18 protein-coding genes are annotated in these 25,401 nt (G+C 42.0%); 17 read left to right on the plus strand and 1 reads right to left on the minus strand.

The genetic code is table 11. The features are described 5' to 3' along the window. Nucleotides 1-68: 68 nt before the first annotated feature. The 12 genes from MgSA37_RS27630 (at nt 69) to MgSA37_RS27685 (ending at nt 16,566) form a co-directional block, all read left to right on the plus strand. On the plus strand, nt 69-1,442 hold the full coding sequence (locus MgSA37_RS27630; RefSeq protein WP_096357032.1) for a Na+/H+ antiporter NhaC family protein: 1,374 nt from the start codon (nt 69-71) through the stop codon (nt 1,440-1,442). Nucleotides 1,443-1,455: 13 nt separating this feature from the next. Then, nucleotides 1,456-2,115 (plus strand): GNAT family N-acetyltransferase, encoded by a 660-nt coding sequence (locus MgSA37_RS27635; RefSeq protein WP_096357034.1) that lies wholly within the window; start codon nt 1,456-1,458, stop codon nt 2,113-2,115. A gap of 132 nt (nt 2,116-2,247) precedes the next feature. Beyond that, nucleotides 2,248-3,603 carry a 4-aminobutyrate--2-oxoglutarate transaminase gene (gene gabT, locus MgSA37_RS27640; protein WP_096357036.1) on the plus strand — a complete coding sequence of 452 codons (1,356 nt, stop codon included), beginning with the start codon at nt 2,248-2,250 and terminating at the stop codon, nt 3,601-3,603. A gap of 12 nt (nt 3,604-3,615) precedes the next feature. Beyond that, the gene (locus MgSA37_RS27645) at nt 3,616-5,196 is read left to right on the plus strand and encodes an amidohydrolase (RefSeq protein ID WP_096357037.1); all 1,581 of its coding nucleotides are present in this window, start codon (nt 3,616-3,618) and stop codon (nt 5,194-5,196) included. A 161-nt stretch (nt 5,197-5,357) separates the two neighbouring features. Continuing rightward, on the plus strand, nt 5,358-6,140 hold the full coding sequence (locus MgSA37_RS27650; RefSeq protein ID WP_096357039.1) for an RMD1 family protein: 783 nt from the start codon (nt 5,358-5,360) through the stop codon (nt 6,138-6,140). A gap of 96 nt (nt 6,141-6,236) precedes the next feature. Then, entirely contained in the window at nt 6,237-6,791 is a 555-nt protein-coding gene (locus tag MgSA37_RS27655) for an acyltransferase (RefSeq protein WP_096357804.1), read from the plus strand. A 230-nt stretch (nt 6,792-7,021) separates the two neighbouring features. Beyond that, nucleotides 7,022-7,771 (plus strand): hypothetical protein, encoded by a 750-nt coding sequence (locus MgSA37_RS27660; RefSeq protein ID WP_096357041.1) that lies wholly within the window; start codon nt 7,022-7,024, stop codon nt 7,769-7,771. A gap of 1 nt (nt 7,772) precedes the next feature. Next, nucleotides 7,773-10,544, plus strand: coding sequence for a TonB-dependent receptor (locus MgSA37_RS27665; protein ID WP_096357043.1), 2,772 nt, complete (start codon nt 7,773-7,775; stop codon nt 10,542-10,544). 35 nt (nt 10,545-10,579) lie between these two features. Beyond that, nucleotides 10,580-11,758 (plus strand): DUF4249 domain-containing protein, encoded by a 1,179-nt coding sequence (locus tag MgSA37_RS27670; protein ID WP_096357045.1) that lies wholly within the window; start codon nt 10,580-10,582, stop codon nt 11,756-11,758. A gap of 4 nt (nt 11,759-11,762) precedes the next feature. Continuing rightward, the gene (locus MgSA37_RS27675) at nt 11,763-12,941 is read left to right on the plus strand and encodes a DUF4249 domain-containing protein (protein ID WP_096357047.1); all 1,179 of its coding nucleotides are present in this window, start codon (nt 11,763-11,765) and stop codon (nt 12,939-12,941) included. Next, on the plus strand, nt 12,932-14,125 hold the full coding sequence (locus tag MgSA37_RS27680; RefSeq protein ID WP_157750771.1) for a DUF4249 domain-containing protein: 1,194 nt from the start codon (nt 12,932-12,934) through the stop codon (nt 14,123-14,125). Before MgSA37_RS27675 ends, MgSA37_RS27680 begins: the two co-directional genes overlap by 10 nt. 32 nt (nt 14,126-14,157) lie before the next feature. Beyond that, nucleotides 14,158-16,566: a hypothetical protein gene (locus tag MgSA37_RS27685; protein ID WP_096357050.1), complete on the plus strand. Its 2,409-nt coding sequence runs from the start codon at nt 14,158-14,160 to the stop codon at nt 16,564-16,566. 559 nt (nt 16,567-17,125) lie between these two features. Here the strand turns inward: MgSA37_RS27685 and MgSA37_RS27690 are convergent. Further along, nucleotides 17,126-17,950: a WecB/TagA/CpsF family glycosyltransferase gene (locus MgSA37_RS27690; protein ID WP_197706056.1), complete on the minus strand. Its 825-nt coding sequence runs from the start codon at nt 17,948-17,950 to the stop codon at nt 17,126-17,128. Nucleotides 17,951-18,357: 407 nt separating this feature from the next. Here MgSA37_RS27690 and gmd point away from each other — a divergent pair, with 407 nt between their 5' ends. The 5 genes from gmd to MgSA37_RS27715 all read left to right on the plus strand — a co-directional run bounded on the left by gmd (nt 18,358) and on the right by MgSA37_RS27715 (nt 25,396). Further along, nucleotides 18,358-19,473, plus strand: a complete 1,116-nt coding sequence (gene gmd / locus MgSA37_RS27695) for a GDP-mannose 4,6-dehydratase (protein ID WP_096357052.1) — start codon at nt 18,358-18,360, stop codon at nt 19,471-19,473. Between the two features lie 39 nt (nt 19,474-19,512). After that, on the plus strand, nt 19,513-20,313 hold the full coding sequence (locus MgSA37_RS27700) for a polysaccharide biosynthesis/export family protein (RefSeq protein ID WP_157750772.1): 801 nt from the start codon (nt 19,513-19,515) through the stop codon (nt 20,311-20,313). 5 nt (nt 20,314-20,318) lie between these two features. Then, nucleotides 20,319-22,655 (plus strand): GumC family protein, encoded by a 2,337-nt coding sequence (locus tag MgSA37_RS27705; protein ID WP_096357056.1) that lies wholly within the window; start codon nt 20,319-20,321, stop codon nt 22,653-22,655. Nucleotides 22,656-22,727: 72 nt separating this feature from the next. After that, on the plus strand, nt 22,728-24,290 hold the full coding sequence (locus MgSA37_RS27710; RefSeq protein WP_096357058.1) for a lipopolysaccharide biosynthesis protein: 1,563 nt from the start codon (nt 22,728-22,730) through the stop codon (nt 24,288-24,290). A gap of 17 nt (nt 24,291-24,307) precedes the next feature. Further along, on the plus strand, nt 24,308-25,396 hold the full coding sequence (locus MgSA37_RS27715) for a hypothetical protein (RefSeq protein ID WP_096357060.1): 1,089 nt from the start codon (nt 24,308-24,310) through the stop codon (nt 25,394-25,396). Nucleotides 25,397-25,401: the final 5 nt, after the last annotated feature.

Genomic DNA, 25,401 nt, shown 5'->3' on the forward strand with positions numbered 1-25,401 from the left:
AAATCTTAATTCATAACCAATTACAATCGGTGAAATCAAAAAGTAATCGGTGAAATCAAAAAAAATATATGGCATACGGCCCAATAGCATTAATACCACCGGCAGTAGTTATTATACTGGCCATCAAGCAAAAAACCTCGTTTGAGCCTTTGCTGATCGGCTGCCTGGTTGGCTATGCGATCATTGGCTTTCACGACAAAACCAACTTCTTTACCAATTTCGTTGATTCGTTTGAGGGGGTAATGGGCAAGTCTGATTCGGTATGGGTGATATTGGTATGTGGTTTGTATGGTTCATTAATCGGTTTAATGGTACGCAGTGGCGGTACGATGAAATTTGGCGAATGGGCCTTAAAAAGAATCAAAACCAAACGGAGCGCTCTCATGGGTGCATGGTTCCTGGGCTTGTTTATTTTTCTGGATGATTATTTAAGCGCACTTACCGTTGGTATTTCGATGCGGAAGATCACCGATGCGTTTAAGATCCCCCGCGAAAAGCTGGCCTATATTGTAAATACCACCGCCCCACCCTGGTGTGTAATTGTTCCCATCTCCACGTGGACCATCTTTATCGGCAATATCCTCGAAACATCACATGTCGCTGCAAAAGGCCAGGGATTGGTGACCTACTGGAAGATGATCCCTTTTGTATCTTATGGCTATGTGTCCGTGTTGATTATTCCATTATTTATTTATGGGCTTCTGCCATGGTTTGGCAAAATGAAAGCGGCTGATATCCGTGCTGAAGAAACCGGGCAACTAACCGCTTCCGAGTTCAGCGATACCGCGTCTTTGGACATCAGCGCCATGAACCCCGGAAAGCCCTCCAAAGTGATCTATTTTTTACTGCCGATCATTGTATTACTGGCTGCAACTATATTTTTTAATATCGATGCCTTAAAGGGGGTAATGGTGGCCGTTGCGTTTACATTTATTTACTACCTGCTGATCAAACTCGGGTCGTTCAGGCAATTATCCGAAACCATGTTCGGCGGCTTCAGCAGTATGCTTTATGCCCTGGCCATCTTAATGATGAGCTATGTGCTGAAAGATGTAAACGATAAGATGGGGCTTACCCAATATGTTTTACACGCCGCATCGCCTTACCTCAATAAAGAATTTTTGCCGGTTATTGTGTTCGTTTCGCTTTCGCTGATCTCCGTTACTACGGGTTCATCATGGGGTTTATACGCTATCGCGATCCCGCTGGTAGTGCCATTGGCCCAGCACTTTGGTTCCAATGTTTTATTGAATTGCGGTGCGGTCATCAGCGCCGGGGTATTCGGTGCCAATGCGTGCCTGTACTCCGATGCTACCGTGCTTACCGCGCAAAGTACAGAGTGTAATAACCTGGATCATGGCCTATCGCAACTGCCTTACGCCACCATCGCTTTTGCACTATCATCAGTTGTTTACATCATAATGGGTTTTACCATCCATTAATTAAAATATTACAATGCATACCATTATCAAAAACTATTGCATTACAACAAGCTCCGGCCTGGTGGTACAAAACACCCGGCGGGAACATGCAGCGCAGCTGGAGGAGTTGCAGCGGGTGGTATTCCCCACACTTGCCGAAGATGAGCTGATCTTAAGGCAACACTACCTGCGGCACCTGGAAATATTCCCCCAGGGCCAGTTTGTGATCACCGATAAAGACAGGGTGATTGGAATGACCACCACTATGCGCTGTACTTTCAACATGTCAAACCATCACCACACCTTTAAAGAAACCTTTGCAGGCGGCTGGATGACCAATCACGAACCCGATGGCGACTGGCTCTATGGCCTGGACATTGGCGTACATCCGGATTATCGCGGGCAGGGGCTGGCACGGTTGCTTTACAGGGCAAGGCACGAGGTTGCCCGCCAGCTGGGGTTGAAAGGGCAGATTACGGTTGGGATGATGAGTGGTTACGGCTGGGTAAGCGAATCAATGACCGGCGAACAATATTATGCTGAATTAATTGCCGGCAAAAGAACCGACCCCACCATCACCCCGCAAATGAAGATCGGATTTGAGCCTATAGCGTTAATACCCGATTACCTTACGGACCCTGTTTGCGGCAATTATGGGGTATTGATAAAACTGGATATTGATAAGGACGTGTGAAAAGAAGTCCGGAAGTCGGAAAAGTCCGAAAGAAAAAGTTTATTAAATAGTTATTTGAACAAAAAACAACGAATAAAATTATACCATTTTAATCTTCCGGACTTTTCGGACTTCCGGACTAAACAAACAACCATGTCGTTTATAAAATTAAAAACAGCATTACCGGGCCCTAAAGGACTGGCAGCATTGGAGAGAAGAAAAAATAGCTTACCGGCAGGCCTGGCAAAATCAACCGAAGTAGTGGTTGAAAAAGCCGAAGGCGCATTGGTTTGGGATGTGGATGGCAACCAACTCCTTGACTTTGCCGGCGGTATCGGGATGATCAACGTGGGGCACCGCAATGAGCAGGTAGTGAATGCCATGAAGGAACAACTGGATAAATACATCCATACCTGCTCCCTGGTCACCACAATGGAACCGTATCTCGACCTGGCCGAATTGCTGAACAGTATAACACCAGGCAATTTCCCAAAAAAAACCTTGCTGGCCAATTCAGGTTCCGAGGCGGTGGAGAACGCGGTAAACATTGCCAAGTATTATACCAAACGTAATGCGGTGTTGTGTTTCGAGGGTGCCTACCATGGCCGCACACTACTAACGCTTAGCCTTACCAGTAAATATGCTTTATTTAAAAAGGGTTTTGGTTCGTATGTGTCTGATATTTACCGGATCCCTGCTCCAAATGCCTATCGTGGTATTGATGGCATGAGCGAGGATGAATATGTAGCTTATTGTATTAAAAAACTGGACGAGGCTTTTATCTCACAAGTCGACCCGGAATCGCTGGCGGCTATTATTATTGAACCCGTGCAGGGCGAAGGAGGATTTTTGCCGATTCCGCCTGCTTACCTGCATAAATTGCGCGAAGTTTGTGATAAATATGGTATCGTATTTATTGCCGATGAAATTCAGTGCGGCGCCGGGCGTACCGGTAAATTTTTCGCAGTGGAGCATAGCGGGGTAGTCCCGGATATTATGGTGAGTGCGAAATCTATCGGGGCAGGTATGCCGATCAGTGCGGTTACCGGGAAAGCCGAAATAATGGATGCGCCGCATTTAGGCGGCATTGGCGGCACCTACGGCGGCAGCCCGGTGGCCTGCGTGGCAGCTATTGAAGCGATAAAGATCATCAAAAGTGAGAGTTTTTTACAAAGGGTAAATGAGGTAGGTGAAATCATTCGAACTACTTTGGAAAGCTGGAAAGATAAATATCCACTCATCGGTGATGTACGCGGTATCGGCGCTATGCGACTGGTTGAATTCGTAAAAGATCGCGACAGCAAAGAACCTGATGCAGAAGCAACGCTCGAGATCATTAAAGATGCCGTGGCGCATGGCCTGATTATGATCCGCGCCGGCTTGTTCAGCAATTGTATCAGGCTTTTGCCACCAATTGTGATCACAGACGAACAGCTAACTGAAGGATTGCAAGTTTTGGAAGACGCCATTGCCCGCGCACAGGTTAAAAGAACCCCAATATTAGCATAAAATAAATTTGGTATGCCCACACTGATTATCCATAATGTCAACCTGCTTTCCTTTAACGATGGTTTTACCGGCAAAGGGTATGATGCTATTGCGATAGATGGTAACCATATTAAGGGTATTGGGCGCTGGGATGAGCTAAAATCTTTGGTTCAAGCAGGCACAGAAGTAATTGATGCCGGTGGCAAAACTTTAATGCCGGGCTTTAACGATTCGCACATCCATATCTGGAAAGTGGGCAACCTGGCCACTTATATGCTGGACGTGCGTAAGGCCGGCAGTTTGGCTGAAATGCTGGGAATGATAGAAAGCTATCATCAAAACAACCCCGATCTCGGCTGGATAACCGCCCGCGGCTTTAACGAGGCGGGTTGGAAGGAAGGACGGATGCCTGATAAAAACGACCTGGATAAAGTTGTTAAGGACAAACCGGTTTATCTGATCCGCACCTGCGCCCATATTGCCGTTGCCAATACCCGTGCGCTCGAAATAAGTAACGTTACCTCAAGTACGCCCGTCCCTGAAGGGGGTGTAATGCACAAAGGTAATGATGGCAAACCGAACGGCATCTTCTCCGAAACCGCCCTTGGTTTGGTAAGTAAAAATATTCCGGCCTACACCAAAGATGAGTTAAAAACGATGGTGACGGCTGCCCGTAAACAATTATACAGCTTTGGAATCACGGCTGCTACCGACCCTGCAGTCGACCCTTTGTTACTGCAGGCCTATTATGAGATGCATCAAGCCGGGGACCTTGGTTTCCGGCTAAATGCAATACCCATTTTATTACCTGACGGCGGCGAAAAACCCTATGATTTGCCTGAAAATTTTTCATCGGATGGGCTCAATGTAAATACCGTTAAATTTTTTAGCGATGGTGGGCTGAGCGGCAAGACGGCCGCCCTGAAAAGGCCCTATAAAAATACCAATGAACACGGAGTATTGCGCTTGCGGCAGCAACAATACCTGCGGTTAGGAAAGGCCGCAATGGAAAAAGGACTTGGCCTTGCTACCCACGCCATAGGCGATGCGGCAATTGAGTTTGTTATTGATACCTATGTTAAACTTGGAGAAATGCTGCCCGGCGTTTTAAGAAGGATTGAACACCTTGGCCTGCCCGAAAAAAAGCACCTGGAATTAATGGCCAAACACCAGATCGCTACCTCCATGCAAACCATATTTATCAGCGAACTGGGTAAAAATTTCAGGCAATACCTGGATCAGGACTATTTGAACCAGTGTTACCCTGTCCGCTCGGTGTTAAAGCATGGTATTCTTACGGCACTATCATCGGATGCGCCGGTGGTAAGCAATTTAAACCCTGTTAAAGGCATGGAAGCTGCCGTAACCCGCATGGATAATGAAGGCTTTGTAATTGCAGCTGACGAAGCCATCAGCGTAGCGGATGCATTAAAGGCTTACACCATAAACGCTGCAACTATTGGCCAAACACCGCAGTTTGGCACGCTTGAGCCGGGTCAACTGGCCGATTTTATTATGCTGAACCGCGACCCGTTGGCCATGGCGCCCGCAGACATTTCAACACTAAAAGTTGAGCGGACATTTATTGATGGGAAATGCGTTTATGAAAATTGAAGTTGTTTTTTATAACAAATAATGGCAAAAAATAAATTTACTTTAATACTGAAGAGCCGTCATCACTGCTTTCACGAACTATTTTCGTAACTTTAATGTATGGTATCACCTTGTTACACCCTTTATTGAGATGTAAATAAAAAGAGATCATAAAAACCAATATGTTAGTACAAGTTTTATCCTACCAGATAGCTGATAGCATTGATATAAAAACCTTCAGATCTGCATTTAAAGCAGAATTATATTTCGGCGATACCGATGAATTATTTTACATCACCGATGAGGGGCGGTACATTTATGTTTTTAAATATGGGGTAGTTTGCTTTTTAAATTACGACCCGATCAAGATCTCCGAATTTTTAAGGCTGATATACGCGTACTGCAAAGGTAAGTTCGACGAGAGTTTGGAAGAGGAATTTAAGATCCAGACAAACTCTGCAAGAAACAAAATCGGCTTTAATTCCATCGAAATCATCGGGTCGGATATTGAGGTATTGCGCCTGATCATGCTGAATGTCTCCCAATCAGTCGCCCTTGATTATTACCAGGAGCAAACCACAAGGCTGATGGAGGAAACCAACCTGCATACCCAGATGTTGGAAGAAACCGGAAACCTGAACATATCGGGAATAAACCTGAAAAAATACATCGGCAAGACATTGCTGTTGAAAAACCGGATTGCCGAGAATATGTACATTTTCGATGCGCCGCCTGAAACCTGGGAAGACGAAAATCTAAACAAGATCCACACCGACCTCATCCGCACCTTCGATTTGAACGAAAGGTTCCGGAACATTCAGGAAAGTTTGAATATTGTAAAAGATAACTACGAACTTTTCCGCGACCTGCTGCAATACCGTACCAGTTTCAGGCTTGAATGGGTGATCATCATCCTGATCATGGTTGAAGTGCTGAATATCTTCATCCCGAAAATATTTAGTTAAGTTTGGCAGCAAGGATTGAAAAAGGTAAATTACCAGCATTATGGGACTATCGTCGTCAATAAAATCAAACCCCGGGTTAAAAAAATAGTCCATAAAATGATTGTTGGCAATGCACGCCCGCGCTGGTGGGTGCGCTGGTTTGTAACCCCTTTTATCCATCACCGAGGTAAAGGCTCATCCATCCGCTGGAGCGCCCGTGCAGATATATTCCCATTTAACAAATTTTCACTCGGTGCAAACACTACTATTGAAGATTTTTGTACCGTTAACAATGGCGTAGGTCACTTGCTCATCGGCGATGATTCGCGCATTGGGCTGGGGAGTGTTTTGATAGGCCCGGTTACTATTGGCAACCAGGTTATTTTAGCTCAAAATATTGTATTAAGCGGCTTAAACCACACGTATACAGATGTCACTATACCCATCCGCCTGCAAAAAGTAACTACCGCCCCAATTATTGTTGAAGATGAAGTATGGATAGGCGCCAACGCCGTAATTACTGCAGGGGTTACTATTGGTAAACACAGCGTTGTTGCCGGCGGTTCTGTTGTTACAAAAAGCATTCCCCCTTATAGTGTAGCAGTCGGCAATCCAGCCCGCGTAATCAAAAAATATGATTTTGAAAAAGGCGAATGGGTTAAAGTTTCCTGACGTTAGGTGAGCGTTTTCAAATCTTTTTAATGTGCCGGCACTCCCCTTTTGTATCCGAAGTTTGAAATACGAGGTGGATGCTCAAAAAGTCTTCTTATATGCATATTCTTTTTTAGGCTCATTTAATTTGAGTTAAAAAAAGTAAAAACAGGCCTTACTGCCACAAAATTGCTATTAATTTGTTTTTTAAAGATTGTTTTTTTAAATTACGAAATAAAAATTTAACCTAAATGAATAAACACGCCCTTGTCAAATTGATATGCTTTTTCGCTTTGGTTATCACGTGCAAAACCGCAGCCTCGCAACCCGACTCAGACAGCGTAATTTACAAACAATCTGTTTTTAACCTCGCCAGTCGCTTTGACCATGCAATAGGCGAAGAATCGTGGCTTTACAACGGTTACAGTTTCCGCGGCTACGATGCAGGGATAAAAGGGACCCCTTTTTTAGAGGATGCAACGGGCTGGCGAAATGGCTCCGTTACTTACGATGGGGAAACATACCAAAACGTCCCTATGTTGTACGATATTAATGCGGACCACCTTATCGTGCTTTTAGATAACCACAGTTCGCCCTATCGGCTGGTAAGCGATAAAATAGCAAGTTTTGACCTGATGACCCGGCACTTTATCAGAATTCAGGATAATTCCGGCGGCCTGAAGACAGGATTTTATGAGCAGCTTTATGGAGGCAGATCAACCGTTCTGAATAAATGGGAAAAAACCATTAATACCAGCCGGGGCGGCTCGGGCATGGAACGCATTTTTGTACCCATTAACGACAATAAAGAATACTACATTAAAAAAGGCGATAAATATTACAGCGTAGGTGATGCCAGCCTCGGTACAGTACTGGATTTTTTTAAAGACAAGAAAAAAGAACTCAAACAGTATATCAGGGATAATAAAATAAAGTTCAACAGTCTTCACGATTTGGCTTTGGTCAACATAGTGACTTATTATGATCAAATAACCAAATAGTATGAAAATAATTTACGCTTTAGTTATCCTTTTATTTATCTCTGCCGTTGTTAACGCGCAAAATGCTCCGTTAAAAACGTTTAGTGTGAATTTTCAGCAAGCCGGCACAGAGCAAGTGGTGAAAGACCTTGAATCGAAAACAGGCTACCATTTTTATTACAATGCAGCGCAGTTTGACAGCCTTAAGGTAACGTTGCAACTTAATGATAAAACGCTGGGTGAAATCCTGAATGCTGCATTTCTCAATACATTCTATCATTATACCATTGTTCCGGCAAAAATGTGGGTTTTTTTGACCAGGGATAAAGAAATCCACCCCCTTGTAGCAACCGGTTATTTTACCCCTAAACCCAACCAGGTCACCATTAACAATACCGAACCGGTTACCGACCTGACAGCCACCGATAAAAAACCGGCGATTGAATCGACCATTGAGAACAAACTTTACGAGATCGGGATAAAAACAAACGAAGTTAAACCCGGCAATGCAACTATCTCCGGCTATGTTAAGGAACTTAAATCAGGCGATGCTATAGCCGGCGCCAGCATTTTTGTAGCCAACACAAAAACCGGTGTAGTTTCTGATAAATTTGGTTACTATACCTTATCGTTACCGCGCGGAAGGGAACAATTGATAGTGAAGGCGATCGGCATGAAAGATACCCGGAGGCAGCTGATGCTTTATACCGATGGCGAATTGAATATTGAATTACAGGACCAGGTTACCCGTTTAAAAGAAGTAAAAATATCAGCCGACAAGGTTGCCAATGTTCGTGGCGTGGAACTGAGCGTTAACCGGCTTGACATTAAAAACATTAAGCAGGTCCCCCAAATTTTTGGCGAGACTGACGTTTTACGCGTAGTATTAACGTTACCGGGCGTGCAGTCAGTAGGCGAGGCGACAACAGGCTTTAATGTTCGGGGTGGCGCCGCCGACCAAAACCTGATCTTGCTGAATGATGCCACTATTTACAATCCCGCTCACTTTTTTGGTTTCTTTTCGGCATTTAATCCAGACATCGTAAAAGATGTAGAATTATACAAAAATAGTATACCCGAAAAATTTGGAGGTCGTTTATCTTCCGTTCTGGAGGTAACAGACCGCGAGGGCAACAAAAAAATCTTTACAGGTTCAGCAGGGATCGGCCTGTTGACCAGCCGGCTGAACGTTGAAGGCCCCATAATTAAAGATAAGACTTCGTTTATTTTTGGCGCACGCACCAGCTATTCCGATTGGCTTTTGAGTTTGCTGCCCGCTGAATATAAACACAGCCATGCTTCCTTTTATGATCTTAACCTTGATATCAGCCACCAAATTAACAAGAATAACAATATATACATTACCAGCTACCTAAGCAACGATAATTTTAGGTTAAATAGCGATACCACTTATAATTATAGTAACCAAAATGCAAATATTAAATGGAAGCATAATTTCAACACCAAGCTTTTCGGGGTATTAACCGCAGGTTATGACGGATACAAGTATGATATTTCGAGTATTCAAAACCCCGTTGACGGCTATAAACTGAAGTTTAATATCAACCAAACCAATTTTAAGACTGATTTTACCTATTATCTTAACAGTAATAACACGGTGGATTTTGGTGTTAGTTCAATTTATTACCAATTAAATCCGGGTGATGAAGAGCCTTATGGAAACGGTTCGTTGGTTGTACCTAACGTGGTTCCGGCGGAGCACGCGCTGGAGAGTGCTGTGTATCTTGGCGACAAATATGATATAACCGATGACCTGACGATAAGCGCCGGGGTGAGATTTTCTGTTTACAATTACCTTGGTCAGCAAACTATAGATAATTATGCCCCAAACCTGCCGCGGTCGCCAGCCAATGTTACCGACAGCACCACTTATGGCAAAGGAAAAATCATCAACACTTATTCTCACCCTGAAATAAGGATATCTGCCCGCTATAATTTAAGCGACGATCTTTCCATAAAAGCAGGCTATAATACACTTGCACAGTACATTCATTTACTTTCAAATACGACTGCCATCTCTCCTATTGACGTTTATAAGTTAAGCGACCCTAATATAAAACCTCAATACGGCGACCAGGTTTCGCTGGGCTTATATAAAAATGCAAAAGCTAATACCATTGAGGCCTCAGTTGAAGTTTACTATAAGCGTATTAATAATTACCTCGATTATAAAAGCAGCGCCTCGTTACTGCTCAATCAGCATATTGAACAGGATGTGCTCAACACACAGGGCAAAGCCTATGGTATTGAGTTTTCGCTGCGAAAAACTGCAGGCAAGTTAAACGGATGGGTCAACTATACCTACTCGCGAACTTTTTTACGTCAAAACGATCCGAATGCGGGTGAATTGATCAACGGCGGCGCTTATTACCCTGCTAATTACGATAAGCCCAACGCTTTTAATTTTACCGGTAATTACCGTTTTACGCACAGGTATAGTGTTTCATTAGATGTTACCTACAGTACAGGGCGGCCCATCACCCTGCCAATTGCCAAATATTATGCCTACGGATCAGAAAGAGTATTTTATTCTGACAGGAATGAGTATAGGATACCTGATTATTTCAGGTCCGATTTCTCCTTAAATATTGATGGGAACCATAAGGTGCACCAGCGTTTCCACAACTCGTGGAGCGTGGGCGTTTATAATTTAACGGGAAGGCAAAATGCGTATTCAACATTTTTCCAGGAACAAGGCGGCGCTATTAACGAGTACCAGCTTTCCATATTTGCAAAGCCCATACCCTTTATAAATTATAACATAAGGTTTTAAAAAGAATTGTGACTATTTGAAAAGTAAAGAGCTGTATGTTCAAAATAGAAAAGTATTATTTGATTTTCCTTTTACCTGTTTTTTTGATGACGAATTGTAAAAAACAAATTAGTTCAGCAGCCATAGCCGCTCCCAACAATTACCTGGTAGTTAATGGGAACATTGCTGTTGGAGACTCAACAACTATTTCGCTGAGCCGGACAGTAAACTTATCAGGAAAGGTGAATTCAAACCCCGAATTAAATGCAAAAGTTAGCATCGAGGGTTCGCAGGGAGGCAACTATTCATTAACTGCATCAAAAAACGGAAATTATGTGTCTGCCGCACTGAATTTATCATCATCCCAAACCTACCGGTTAAAAATAGTCACCGCCGATGGTAAGCAGTACGCTTCGGATTTTGTACCGGTTAAAAACTCCCCGCCTATTGATACCATAAATTATGCTATTCAAAGCAACGGCATCCAGGTTAAAGTAAACACCCACGATCCTGCCAATAACACCCATTATTACCGGTGGGAATATACGGAAACGTACATTATCCACTCCATGTACTACTCAAATTATATGGAAGTTAACCATGATACAACCGCTATCAGGCCTGCCGACAAACAAATATATCAATGCTGGGTTAGCGATACATCGAGCACTATTGTACTGGGATCATCCGCGAAATTGGCGCAGGATATTATCAGCGAACAGCCGGTTATCGCTATTCCTTCAAGTGCCGAGAAGCTACACATCAGGTATAGCATCATGCTAAAGCAATATGCATTAACAACAGATGCCTTTAATTATTTTACCCTATTGAAAAAGAATACAGAACAATTGGGAAGCATTTTTGACGCCCAGCCATCCGAACTTAGCGGCAATATTCATTGTTTATCAAACCCTGCTGAGCCGGTTATCGGGTATGTTACGGTAGGAGCAGTCGCAAAGCAGCGCATATTTATTGATAACAAAGATCTGCCCGCCTGGACCCCGGATCTGCCCGGTAAAAATTGTCAGCTTGATACGCTGAGATACGTGTTCCTTATCCCGAAATCTTCCCCGCCTCAACTTATTTACTATGTAAAGGAATATATTTATACGGATGCTGAAATCCCAATCGATATCGTCGGGTCGTATCCCGATGGTGGATTTACCGCTGCGTTTCCGTACTGCGTTGACTGTACATTAAGGGGCGTTAATAAACCGCCATCATTCTGGAAATAACGTTATGGCAGGAAAAAGGAAATTTATTGTTGTGCTGATAGTAACCGCGACTTTGTTTGCCTGTAAAAAGCAAATCAGCTCGTCGGTAACCAGTGCGCCCAATAATTACCTGGTGGTTACCGGCAATATCATACCTAACGATACTTCGACAATTTCGTTGAGCCGTACCGTAAATATCGCAGGAAAGCCAAATTCAAAGCCGGAGCTTAATGCGTCGGTGAGCATCGAAGGGTCACAGGGTGGTAGCGATCACTTAACTGCAACCGGCAACGGAAACTATGTATTATCCCCGCTAAACTTATCAACAGCACAAAGTTATCGTTTAAAAATCACAACAGGTGACGGCAAACAGTATGCATCGGATTTCGTATCAGTTAAAAACTCTCCTCCTATAGACACCCTGAACTATAACCTTAAAAACAGTGGTCTGCAGATTAACGTAAGCACACATGACCCGGCCAGTAACACCCATTATTACAGGTGGGATTATACAGAAACGTACATTATTCACTCCATGTATTACTCGCATTTTATGGTAGTAAATCATGATACGACCGCTGTGCGCCCGGCCGATCAGCAAATTTATCAATGCTGGGCAAGTGACACTGCGAGTACAATTGTTTTGGGTACATCTGCAAAATTATCGAAAGATATAATCAGCGATCAGCCGGTAATAGCTATTCCTTTTAATTCCGAAAAGGGATTTATTCGATATAGTATACTAGTTAAACAATATGCGTTAACTGCTGATGCCTATAACTATTTCGTCCTGCTAAAAAAGAATACGGAACAATTAGGAAGTATTTTTGATGCGCAGCCATCGGCTTTGAGGGGTAACATACATTGCACTTCAAATCCAGCTGAACCAGTTATTGGGTATATTACAGCCGGAACAACGACGCAAAAAAGGATATTTATTGACCATAACGACCTTCCTGGATGGGCTGCATCAAAGCCAGATACCGCCTGTTCGGCAGATACGTTGCTATACATGCGCATTATTAAATTAAAATCGGGGGGTGATACATTTGCCATGGAGGTGCATGACCTTATTTACGGCGGGATAAAAATACCTATTGATATTGTAGGGCGCTATCCGACCGGCGGCTTTACGGGCGCATTCCCGCAATGCGTTGACTGTACATTAAGGGGCGTTAATAAACCGCCATCATTTTGGAAATAGAAGACATGAGTTTGAAACCAAAATATATATTTTTAACAGTACTAATGACGGCCGCGTTTGCCTGTAAAAAGCAAATCAGCTCGTCAGTTACCAATGCCCCCAACAACTACCTGGTGGTAAACGGGAATATTGCGCCTGATGATACTACAACGATTACCCTTACCCGGACGGTAAATATTTCGGGCAAAGTAAATTCAAAACCCGAGTTAGGTGCCGCGGTTAGCATTGAAGGTTCGCAAGGCAACCACTATAACCTGGCTGCGAATAGCAAAGGCGACTATATATTGGCGCCGGTAAATTTGTCGGCCGGGCAAAATTATCGCCTGAAAATTACGACCAGCGACGGGAAGCAATACGCTTCGGATTTTGTACCGGTGAAGAATTCGCCGCAAATTGACACGATTAATTATGCAATTCAAAGTAAAGGTCTCCAAATCAATATAAATACCCATGACCCGGCCAACAGCACGCATTATTACCGATGGGATTATACCGAGACTTATATTATTCACTCCCTATATAATTCGCACTATATGGAAGTAAATCATGACACCACTGCACCCCGGCCAGCCGATAAAGAAATATACCAATGCTGGGCCAGCGATACCTCAAGCACTATTGTTTTGGGTTCGTCAGCGAAATTATCAAAAGATATCATCAGTGCACAACCCGTTATCACCATCCCTTCAACTTCCGAAAAAATTCACATCAGGTACAGTATAATGGTAAAGCAATACGCATTAACAACCGATGCCTATAACTATTTTGTATTGTTAAAAAAGAACACCGAACAGTTAGGCAGCATTTTCGATGCGCAGCCCTCGGAGCTGACCGGTAATATCCATTGTTTAACAAACCCGTCTGAGCCGGTTGTCGGATTCGTAACAGCAGGTTCGGTTACACAGCAACGTATTTTTATTGATAATGCAAATTTACCCGCATGGCAGGCCGATCTTCCCTTTAAGGGTTGCTCAGCAGATACGCTCGTGTATATTTACACCATACCAAAATCTGTTCCGCCGCAATCAATTTTACAGGTAAAAGAATTTATTTACACAGATGTGATGATCCCAATTGACTATGTAGAAGGTATTTACCCAAACAACGGCTACACCGCAGCATTCCCCTATTGTGTTGACTGTACTTTAAGGGGAAGTAACAGGCAACCCTCATTCTGGAAATGAAACAATAAATAATTAAACGCAATGCACCGCATATGAAGAACGCAACAGTTATTTTTTTCGCATTGGTAGGTTTGGCAGCAGGCCGTGTAATGGCACAGCAGGCCGTGCCCGCCGAAATGGCTCCCATTCAAAAAAACTTCAACGATTACAATACCAATTCGTTGCAGGAAAAACTATTTGTACATACCAACAGAAACTTATGTACGGCAGGGGAATTGTTATGGTTTAAAATTTATAATGTCGACGGCATTTACCTGCGCCCGTTAAACATCAGCAAAGTGGCTTATGTTGAGGTGCTGGATAACAACCAAAACGCGGTACTGCAAACCAAAATAACGATGAAAGATAACGGGGGCGATGGGTCGTTGTTTATCCCCCTAACAATGCCAACGGGCAATTACACCCTTAGGGCCTATACCAATTGGATGAAGAATTTTAGCCCGGATTATTATTTCTCAAAAAAGATTTCCATTATCAATCCTTTAAAAAGCCCCGAATCGGCTGGTAAAACAAACGCAAACGCCTATGATATACAGTTTTTCCCTGAAGGAGGCGAACTGGTAAATGGTATGGAAAGCGTTGTTGGCGTTAAAGCAACCAACCAGTTTGGTAAAGGCATAAACTTTAAAGGCGCAATTTTGAACGAAAAAAATGACACCGTTGCCAGGTTTGCCCCGCTTAAATTCGGACTGGGTCATTTTACCTTTAAGCCTGAGAATTTTGGAGTTTACCACGCCGTAATAAAAATTGACGGTAAAGAAGTTCAAAAAAAGTTACCGGTTATTTATGCAAACGGGTATGTAATGCAATTAACAGATAACGGGTCCGGAATGCTATCTGTTAAGATAAACTCAAACTTACCAAAAGAAAACCTCTACCTTTTTGCACAAACCAGGAATGTAATAAAACTAATTGAAACAACCGTTTGCGATAACGGCACAGCAAATTTCAAGATTGATAAAAGCAAGCTTGGCGACGGTATTTCGCAAATTACTATTTTCAATGGCGAGCGCAATCCTGTTTGCGAACGACTTTATTTTAAACGCCCGCAAAAGCAGTTGATGTTAAGTGCAGCAACTAATGCAGGTGGATATGGGCTCCGTAAAAGGGTTGACGTTGCCATTACCGCTAAAGGCCAAAATGGAATGCCCGAAGCTGCTGATCTTTCCGTAGCTGTTTACCGGATCGACTCCCTGCAGTATGACGATAAAACGAATATCCTGAATTATTTATGGTTAAGCGCCGACCTGAAGGGGACCATCGAATCGCCTGAATATTATTTCAACAGCAATGATGCATTGTGGCCGCAAACTGCTGATAACCTTATGCTAACCCAAGGCTGGCGCAGTTTTTCATGGAAAGACGTATTCGAAAATAAAACCCGCTCATTTACATTTTTACCGGAATTTAACGGCCCGATCATCAATGGTAAAATCACTAACCAATCAGGCCAAAAGCCTGCGAAAGATGTTTTTGTTTACCTGGGCATACCCGGCAAAAGCGTTCAGTTATCTGCTTCAAAGAGCGACTCCCTTGGCCGTTTAACTTTTAATATGAAAGCTTTTTATGGCCCTTCTGAAATTATTGCTGAAACTAATACCGAAATCGACACCAATTACCATATCGATATATTAAGCCCCTTTTCGGAACAATTTGCCCAAACAGTTTTGCCTCATCTTGACATTACCCCGGCTATGGAAACAAGTTTTGAGGACCAAAGCCTGGCCATGCAGGTGCAAAATATTTACAATGGCCTCTTATTAAAGCAATTTAACGAACCCCGGGCCGATAGCGGCGCGTTTTATGGTGAACCGGCGAAAACTTATTTATTGGATAATTATACCCGGTTTACCACCATTGAGGAAATCATGCGCGAATACGTCCGCGAGGTAAACATTAGCCGCCCGCACGACCAGTTCAGGATAAAGGTAATTGATGGCGTTGGCTTTTTGAGTGAAAATGACCCCATGGTGTTGGTAGATGGTATTCCATTTTTTAAGATGAACAAGGTATTCGCCATTGACCCCCTAAAATTGCGCAAACTTGAGGTTGTGCCCTATACCTATTACCTTGGCCCTTCTACCGAACAGGGTATATTCAGTTTTACAAGCTATAAGAGCGATTTCGGCGGGGCCGAGATCGACCCGCATGCTGTGGTTATTGATTATGAAGGCCTTCAAATACAAAGGCAATTTTATGCGCCGGAATATGATACCGAACAAAAGGCATATACCAGAACACCTGATTTCAGGACAGCATTGTACTGGTCGCCTTATGTTGTTACCGGCACTGATGGCAATAAAAATGTTTCATTTTATACCTCCGATTTGCCCGGGAAATACATAGGTGTGATCCAGGGTATCAGCCAAAATGGCGATGCCGGGAGCCAAACGTTTACATTTGAGGTGAAACCCTATTTAAGCGCTCAAACAAATAAATAGAAAAAGGGCGCTTATTTTTCACCCATTCGTTAATGGCTAATAAACAACCACACGTGACAAATTTTTATTTGCCAAAATTTTGCCCCCTGCTTATGCACTGTCGATTATAAAGACTTAAACGCGGGCGTAAGCATAAAGTAACCGGGAGCAAAAATTGTTAAAATGATAAAAATTTAATTTTTTTATTTAATTCCTACTACTTATATGGGAATAATACTATATTTGTGATAATGATTTTAGTTTTTACGCAGACCGCGCTATGGCTGCTATGACAAAGACTTAAGGCGGTTGAGATAGCGCAGAAAATGCAATATGAACAAAATGAGGCGTTGTATGGTTACCGGCAAACCATAACGACCGTGAAACGTGTACACGGATGAACCCAAATAGGGGAATTGATTAACTGATATACAAGAGAACGGCTTGCGGTAATGCGTCCGGTATTGTATTACCTGTCCAATGCTATTATAAACAATAAAAAGGGTGGTGAATTGCGCCTTAGCCGCCAATAACTATCTTTCTCATTGGTATATTTAATTAGGGCAAACAAACTCCTTATTTAAGAAATGCTGACATTTTTGTATTCCTGTTTATTATTTGTATCGTTCATCTTTTCTATTGCCGATCGATATTCAACACTATTGAACTTAATCTTCTCATAAAATAAAAGCCATAGAAAAACAACATTGGTAATAAGGTATCTTTTAAACAGCCTTCTTGGCTCTAAAAGCAAACGGAATAACCATTCAAGGCTGTTTCTTTGCATCCAGATTGGAGCCCGTTTTTGTAATCCTACAAATACAGGTAAGGCGCCACCAATCCCGATCATCACTGACTGGATCCTGCCTTTCATTTCGGCCATCCACCACTCTTGTTTGGGGCATCCCAGGGCAACAAAAACGATATTGGCTCCTGATTGATTGATGTTTTCAACAACAGCAGATTTTTCAGCTACTGTGAGGTATCTGAAAGGCGGAGAATAGATGCCGGCAATGTTTAACGATGGGTAATTTTCTTTTAAAAAAAATTTGGCATGTTCTATTAATTCAGGCGAGCCGCCATAAAAATAAACAGAATGGTTCTCTTTAATCGATCTTTCTATCAATAAAGGAAGCAGCCCCATCCCGTCTACCCTAACTTGCTCAATACCATATAACAGTTTAAAACTTTTTGCCAAAGGCATGCCATCAGGGGTTATAATTTCAGCATCGTTTATGACACGCTGAAAGGACTTTGACCTATGTGCTTCAACCAGCATATGTGCGTTGGCAATACAAACATAAGAGGATTTCCTTTCCCTGCCCAAACCAAGAATCAAGCTCACAAATTCTTCATATTTCCCCCAGGATACATCGATTGATAAAATTCTTTTTTTGTTCAACATTGCGGGTAAAGCAGTTATTATTAGTTCCGTTAAATCAATTTAATATAGAAATAACATTTTCTCCAAGAGAAAATAATATTGATTTCTTTACATATTAATTTAATTGCTGTTTTTGCATTTTAAATGCTATTTTGTTGCATTTATTTTAATTTTAAATGCATTAGTTTAATTAAATTTTCCATTATTATGTAAATTATGCAATTTGCCCGACAAAGAAACGTTAAAAAAATTATTATGTTTCATTAAAATAATGGAAAATAGATTAGAATTTGATTAAAAGTTAAATACTGTAAAATATAATATCTAAACTTGGTACCAAAATTTATCGCCTGCTAAAATCGGGTTGGATTTGGTTTGAAAGAGGAAATTTGCAAACAATTGATACCTACTGAAAAACGTGAAATTACATGAAAAAGAAAGCGTTACTTACTGGAGTCACCGGACAGGACGGTGCCTACCTAACTGAATTACTATTATCAAAAGGCTATGAAGTTCATGGCATAAAACGACGTTCATCATTATTTAACACGGAACGGATTGATCATTTATACCATGATCCGCATGATACTGAGCGTAACATGGTCCTTCATTTTGGGGATCTGAGCGACTCAACAAACCTGATCAGGATTGTCCAACAGGTTCAGCCTGATGAAATTTATAACCTTGGTGCAATGTCGCATGTAAAGGTTAGTTTCGATACCCCCGAATATACTGCGAATGCCGATGGTATTGGTACGCTGCGGCTGCTTGAAGCGATCAGGATATTAGGCCTTGAGAAAAAAACACGGATATACCAGGCCTCAACATCAGAGCTGTACGGGCTGGTACAGGCTGTTCCTCAATCAGAAACCACCCCATTTTATCCACGCAGCCCTTACGCGGTAGCTAAACTTTATGCTTACTGGATAACTGTTAACTACCGCGAAGCATACGGCATGTACGCGTGCAACGGCATTTTGTTTAATCACGAGAGCCCTTTGCGTGGCGAAACATTTGTTACGCGCAAGATTACCAGGGCCGTAGCTAAAATTGCTATGGGGCTGCAGGACAAACTTTTTTTAGGCAACCTGGATGCACAGCGTGATTGGGGACACGCTAAAGATTATGTAGAAGCGATGTACCTCATTCTGCAACAGGATCAGCCCGAAGATTTTGTGATCGCGACAGGTGTTACCACCCGGGTAAGGGAGTTTGTTCGTTTGGCATTTGCCGAGGTTGGCATTGAGGTGGCGTTTAAGGGTGATGGTGCAGATGAAAAAGGGTATGTGGTTTATTGCAGTAATCCCGACTTTCAAATTGAACCCGGAAAAGAAATTGTTTCTGTTGACCCCCGTTATTTCAGGCCAACCGAAGTTGAACTGTTAATTGGCGACCCTTCAAAGTCTACCTCAAAACTTGGATGGAAACCTAAATATAATTTACAGCAATTGGTTGAAGAAATGGTAGCCGCGGATCTTGAATTATTCCAGAAAGAAAGACTGCTTAAGGAGGCCGGCTACGCCATTAAGAATCAATTTGAATAAACTTTCTATTTATTAAACAACTATCCCAATATTATAATTGTGAAATTCATTAAACAAGTTGGATTACTGTTCCTGGTAACGATTATATTAGGTTCATGCGTAAGCCAAAAAAATGTGGCTTATTTTCAAACACCCAACCCGTCGTCAGACTCGGCCAGCTTTGAGATTTCAAACCTGTACGCAGCCACGATACAGCCATCGGATATTTTAAGTATCGATATAAGCAGCCTAAGCCAGGAGGCGAGCCTGATGGTTAACCCGCATTTACCCATGCAGGCAGCCAGCGTAACGCAGCAAGCCACACAATATAATAACCCTCCGGCTGCTATCGGGTATTTAGTTGATAACCAGGGGCAGGTTACCATTCCTTTGATCGGGAAGGTAAAAGTTAGCGGTTTAACCACATTTGTAGCTGCCGATACGATTACCCGCAGGCTTGATAACCTGCTTGTGCAGCCCACCGTAAATATTCGCATCCTTAATTTCAAGATTTCTGTTTTAGGTGAAGTTGTTCGCCCGGCAGTTTACACCATCCCAAATGAAAAAGTTTCTATTCCGGAAGCTATTGCTATGGCTGGTGATTTAACCATCTATGCAAAAAGAGATAATATTTTATTGGTTCGCGAAGTTAATGGCAAAAGGACCTTTAACCGTATCGACATAACTCAAAGAAACTTGTTTAATTCACCATTTTATTATTTGCACCCAAATGATATTTTATATATCGAGCCCGGAAAAGGCAGGATAACATCGAGTGACCGAAGCATACAGCTGGCTCCAATAATCATCAGCGGGTTAACCCTGATAGCAACACTTTTATTGGCCGCTCTTAAAAAATAAATGATATGAGTAAAGATCCTTTTGCGCCATTATTGTTACAGGATTCAAACGAGGAAAGTAAATTTCATCTAAAAGAATTCGTGTTCAAATATTCCATTTACTGGAAGTGGTTCGTGATAGCGCTCGCGCTATCATTGGTGTCCGGCTTTATTTATTTAAAGGTGCATGCGCCCATTTTTTCTATCCATAGCAGCATTTTAATCAAAGACCAGCAAAAAGGCCTGGGCCAGGAAGATGATATGATGAAACAATTGAACATTTTTTCATCAAATAAAGTTGTGGACAACGAGATCCAGGTATTGGGCTCATACACCCTGATGAAAGAAGTAGTAGATACCCTTAAGCTAAATGTAACCTATTACTGGCAAGGTTTGTTCCGCAAAGTAGAACTCTACAATAGGAGCCCTTTAAAATTGGAGCAAATTTCCACGACTTCGGAAACATATAAAAAGCCATTAAAAATAGCAATACTGAATGGAGAAAGTGCCGCTGTTAACGGCCAAAAGATATTTTTTAATAAAGAAACCAAAACGCCTTATGGCATTATCAAACTCAGCAAAACCGGGAAAAGCCCCGAAATGAAGTCGATAATCGTCAATATTGCTCCACCAAAAAACGTTGCTGAAGACCTTTCAAGTGCAATAAGGATAGAGCCGAGCAGTAAAATGTCAACCGTACTGGTAATGACAATTGAAAATACGATCCCTGAAAAAGGCGAGGATATATTAAATCAATTGATCAATGCTTATAACGCTGCCGGTTTGGCTGACAAAAATTTGTCGGCGTCAAATACATTGCTATTTATCAACGAACGACTGAAGCTGATATCCGGCGAATTGGGTACTGCCGAAAAACAGGTTGAAGATTATAAATCGAAGGAAGGAATTACAGATATCAGCGCAGCATCGCAGATATTTTTACAAAACGTTCAAACAAATGATACACAGTTAAATACAGTAAAACTACAACAAAGTGTATTAAATGACATTGAAAAACATGTTACTTCTGCCAGTAACGACCAGGGCTCCATTCCACAAACCCTGATGGGGCTCGACGACCCTACCCTGCTCAGCCTTATCGGGCAACTCTCGCAGATGGAATTGCAACGACAGGCAACGGTTAAAGTTGTTAAACCAGGCAATCCCATAGTACAGGGTATTGACGAACAGATAGCTACCTTAAAGCACAATATCTACGATAATATTGAAACGCTTAAAAGGAGTTTGGATGTTACCCGTCAGCAATTGGAAAAAACGAGCAATAACATGACCGGTATGATCAAAACTGTGCCGGTTAAAGAACGAAAGCTGGTTGATATTACCCGTCAGCAAACTATAAAAGACGACTTATATACGTTTTTACTAAAAAACAGGGAACAAACTGAATTATCCTTTGCGTCAACAGTGTCAGATACCAGGACAGTTGACAGGGCCATTAGCAGTGATGAACCTATAAAACCCAAAAAAGGCATCGTCCTGCTTTTGTTTTCTTTATTCGGGCTCGCGATCCCAGTTGCGGTAATCTATGTAATGGACCTGTGGAACGATAAGATCAAAAGCCGCAGCGACATTGAAAAAGATTGCAGCATTCCCGTTCTCGCCGAAATTTCTCAAACAGAGAATTCGAATGAGCTCGTTCTGGAAATGGGCAGGTCTGCAATTGGAGAGCAGATCCGCGCATTGCGTACCAATCTTTCTTTCTTATCCCCGGGCAAAAAACTGCAAACCATTATGCTTACTTCAAGTATCAGTGGCGAGGGAAAATCATTTATTTCGTTAAACCTGGGTGCAAGTTTGTCCATTACCGGCAAAAAAGTGATCATTCTTGAATTCGACCTCAGGAAGCCTAAATTACAGGAAAAGTTAAATATTGATCATAAAACCGGGCTAAGCAACTACCTGATCGGGTATGCCGAATTAGATGATATTATCTATTCGGTTCCCGGGTATGAAAATTATCACATCATAACCTGCGGGCTCATACCACCTAACCCTGTGGAGTTATTGGTAGATGGGCGCATGGATGAATTATTTACCATACTCCGTCTTAGGTATGATTATATAATAGTTGACGCACCGCCAATTGGCCTTGTAACCGACGCCCTTGTTATTGAAAAATATACTGATGCTACGTTTTATGTTATCCGTCACGAGTATACACCCAAAGTCCGCTTAAAGTACATCAATGCGCTGTATAAAGAGGGCCGTTTTAAAAACCTTAATTTGATTATGAACGGTATCCAGCAAAAAGGCAAATATGGCTATGGTTACGGATATGGCTATGGATACGGGTACGGGTACGGGTTCGGGTATTATGAAAGTCCGGAAAAAGCAGTAAAGTGAATTTTATTGGTGGGATATTGAAAAATGGGCATATCAGCAATTACTGAATGTTAATTCAATTAAACGAGTTAAATGGCCGAAAAAGAAAATATCGTAGGGGAAGGCAGAAAAAAAGCGACCATTTGGAATCTTTTTTTCCTGAACATTGGGTTTATCATCACATTGATAAACGGTGTATTGATCATTCCTTTATATCTGCACTATATGGACGGCGCAGTATATGGGGCCTGGCTGGCAACCGGCAATGTACTCACCTGGATTACTATCGTCGACCCGGGAGTAGCCGGCGTTCTTTTACAACGTGTATCTTATGCGTTGGGTGAGAAAAATGAAAAAGAGCTTGGTTTAGCCATAAGCTCGGGCATTTTAATTGCGATTGTATTATTCATATTATCAATTATCGTTGGTTATGGTCTGTCATATTTTATCGGTAGCATCGCCAATATTGATATGCATTACCGCAGCGATATTGTCAAAGCCTTCAGGATCGCCTTATGGGGCACCTCGTTTAGCCTGTTAGCCGACACTTTTCGCAACATAATATTAGCCTGGCACAAAACCAAACTTCACGGAATCCTTTTATACAGCTGTATTGTTGCAGCAAATATTGTTACTGTAGTGCTGTTAGTGCTTAAATTCGGGGTGTATGCACTTGCCTACAGCAGCCTTTTTTTGGGTCTGTCTATTTTACTTTTCGCTATTACCTGCACCTGTATTTTGCTTAAGCGAAATAAAATCAAGTTGGCCTTTCAATTTACTTATTTCAAATCGTTTTCAAAGGTATTCGTCTTTACATTTTCCAGTAACCTTTTTGAAACCCTGGCCGCCAATATCGACCTCATTATAGTATCGAGATATATTGGTTCAAAAGCAGTAGCGGTACTCGACCTGTCACGCCGCCCGCTCAGAATTGTCTCTGGCCTGGCTAATAACATTACTATTTCAATGCTGCCTTCATTGCCCCATTTATTCGGGGCAAATGAAAAGGAGAAGATCCGGATTGTTATCATGCGGATTTGGACGATACTGCTTTGGGTAGCAGGCTTTATTATATGCGGATTTATTTTGTTTAGCGCTAACCTTACTGAAAATTGGGTGGGGAAACAATTTTGGATTGGAAACAGCAACAATATCATCCTGTGCACCTCATTCCTCTTATTATCCATCGGCTATAACTTATCAAACATTACCCTTTCTATGGGGCATATAAAAAGCAACAGTTTAATCAGCATGGCAAGAAGCATTGCTTATGTGGTCCTGTTATTGGTGCTTTCAAAGGTGCTCGGCATGACTGGTGTTTTACTAGCATTCCTTATCCCTACGCTGATACTAATCGCCTATTACCCTAAAAAGGTGTTCCGGAAGGCAAACCTGTCTGCACAAAATTTAAAAGAGTTGATACATGAAAGTTTATTGACAGGGATTATAGTGGCAGGTTGCATCCTGATTTCTTATTCTTTTAAATACCACCTTTCATGGTTTGGTTTGATAGGATTTAGTGCGCTTTACAGTGTTGTATTCCTTGTTTTGCTTTTTTCACTAAGCAAGCGTTTCCGTGGGGAACTGAACATAGCTGTAGGCGTGTTTACAGTAAAGGCCAAGGCGATTGTTCAATTATTATTACCAAGTTTTTAAATGAAAAAAGGAAGAATATGAATGCTCCCTCAACAAGTTTTGCTCCGGCGCCAATGTATGAAAAAGAGCTGAAGCGGGAAAAGCTGAAGCGAAAGATCAATTCTTTTATCCTGCGTAAAATTGATGGTACACCTTTACAGTTCAGGCTGTACCGCGCCTACTGGCATTACAAATTAAACAGTAACAAAAAAGCAATAAATGCAGAATTTAAAAGCACACATTTTTTAACCCAGAAACCAAATTATGGGGCTGGTATAGGCCATCAGTTGGCAAACTGGAATTCGGGATTGTATTTTTCCGGCCTTTTTAAAGTACGGTTTGCACACTTCCCTTTTTCAACAGCTAAATGGGAAAACTTTTTGGGCTTTGGCGAGGGCGAGCTTTTGGCCCCTCCTTTTTTTACGGATAAAAGATTTAAAGTGGTACGGTTGCCAAGGTTCAACTCCATTAAAAAAGAAGAAATACAGTTAATAGGCGATATTATAAATTCGTATGAGCGCCCCTTTATATTATTTCTTTTGGAGATCGACCAGGGTTATGTAAATCAATTTGATACATATCAACTGCTATCGGAGAAATTTTTCAAAGCCAAGGCCCGAAAAAATGACCGACTGATCTTTTCTCCCGAAAAATTCAATATCGCCATCCACATCAGGCGCCGCATGAAAATTGAAACAGAGGAAGTATGGAAAGAACGGGGGCTTAATAATGATTACTATGCAACTATTTTGCGTAAGGTGCTTGCCTTGCTTAAACACAACAAAATTGCAGAGGTTTATTTATTCTCGCAGGGCAACATCAATGACTTTCCCGAATTCAAAGAATTTGACAATATCCATTATTGCATGGATATGGGCCCGGAGGATTCTGTTTTGCATATGATAAACGCCGATCTGCTCATCAGCAGCAAAAGCTCCTTTTCATATAAGCCGGCATTAATATCAAGGCATATACAAATATGCCCGGCATCCTTCTGGCATGGCTACCCTTCATCATCAAATTATATTTTGGCCGATAACTCCGGCGATTTCAAAAAGGCCCAACTTTCGGAACAGCTATACTCTTCTGAAAAATTAAAGGGTATATATAATTCTAAACCGCAATAAAAACA

Source organism: Mucilaginibacter gotjawali, assembly GCF_002355435.1.
Taxonomy (GTDB): Bacteria; Bacteroidota; Bacteroidia; order Sphingobacteriales; family Sphingobacteriaceae; genus Mucilaginibacter; species Mucilaginibacter gotjawali.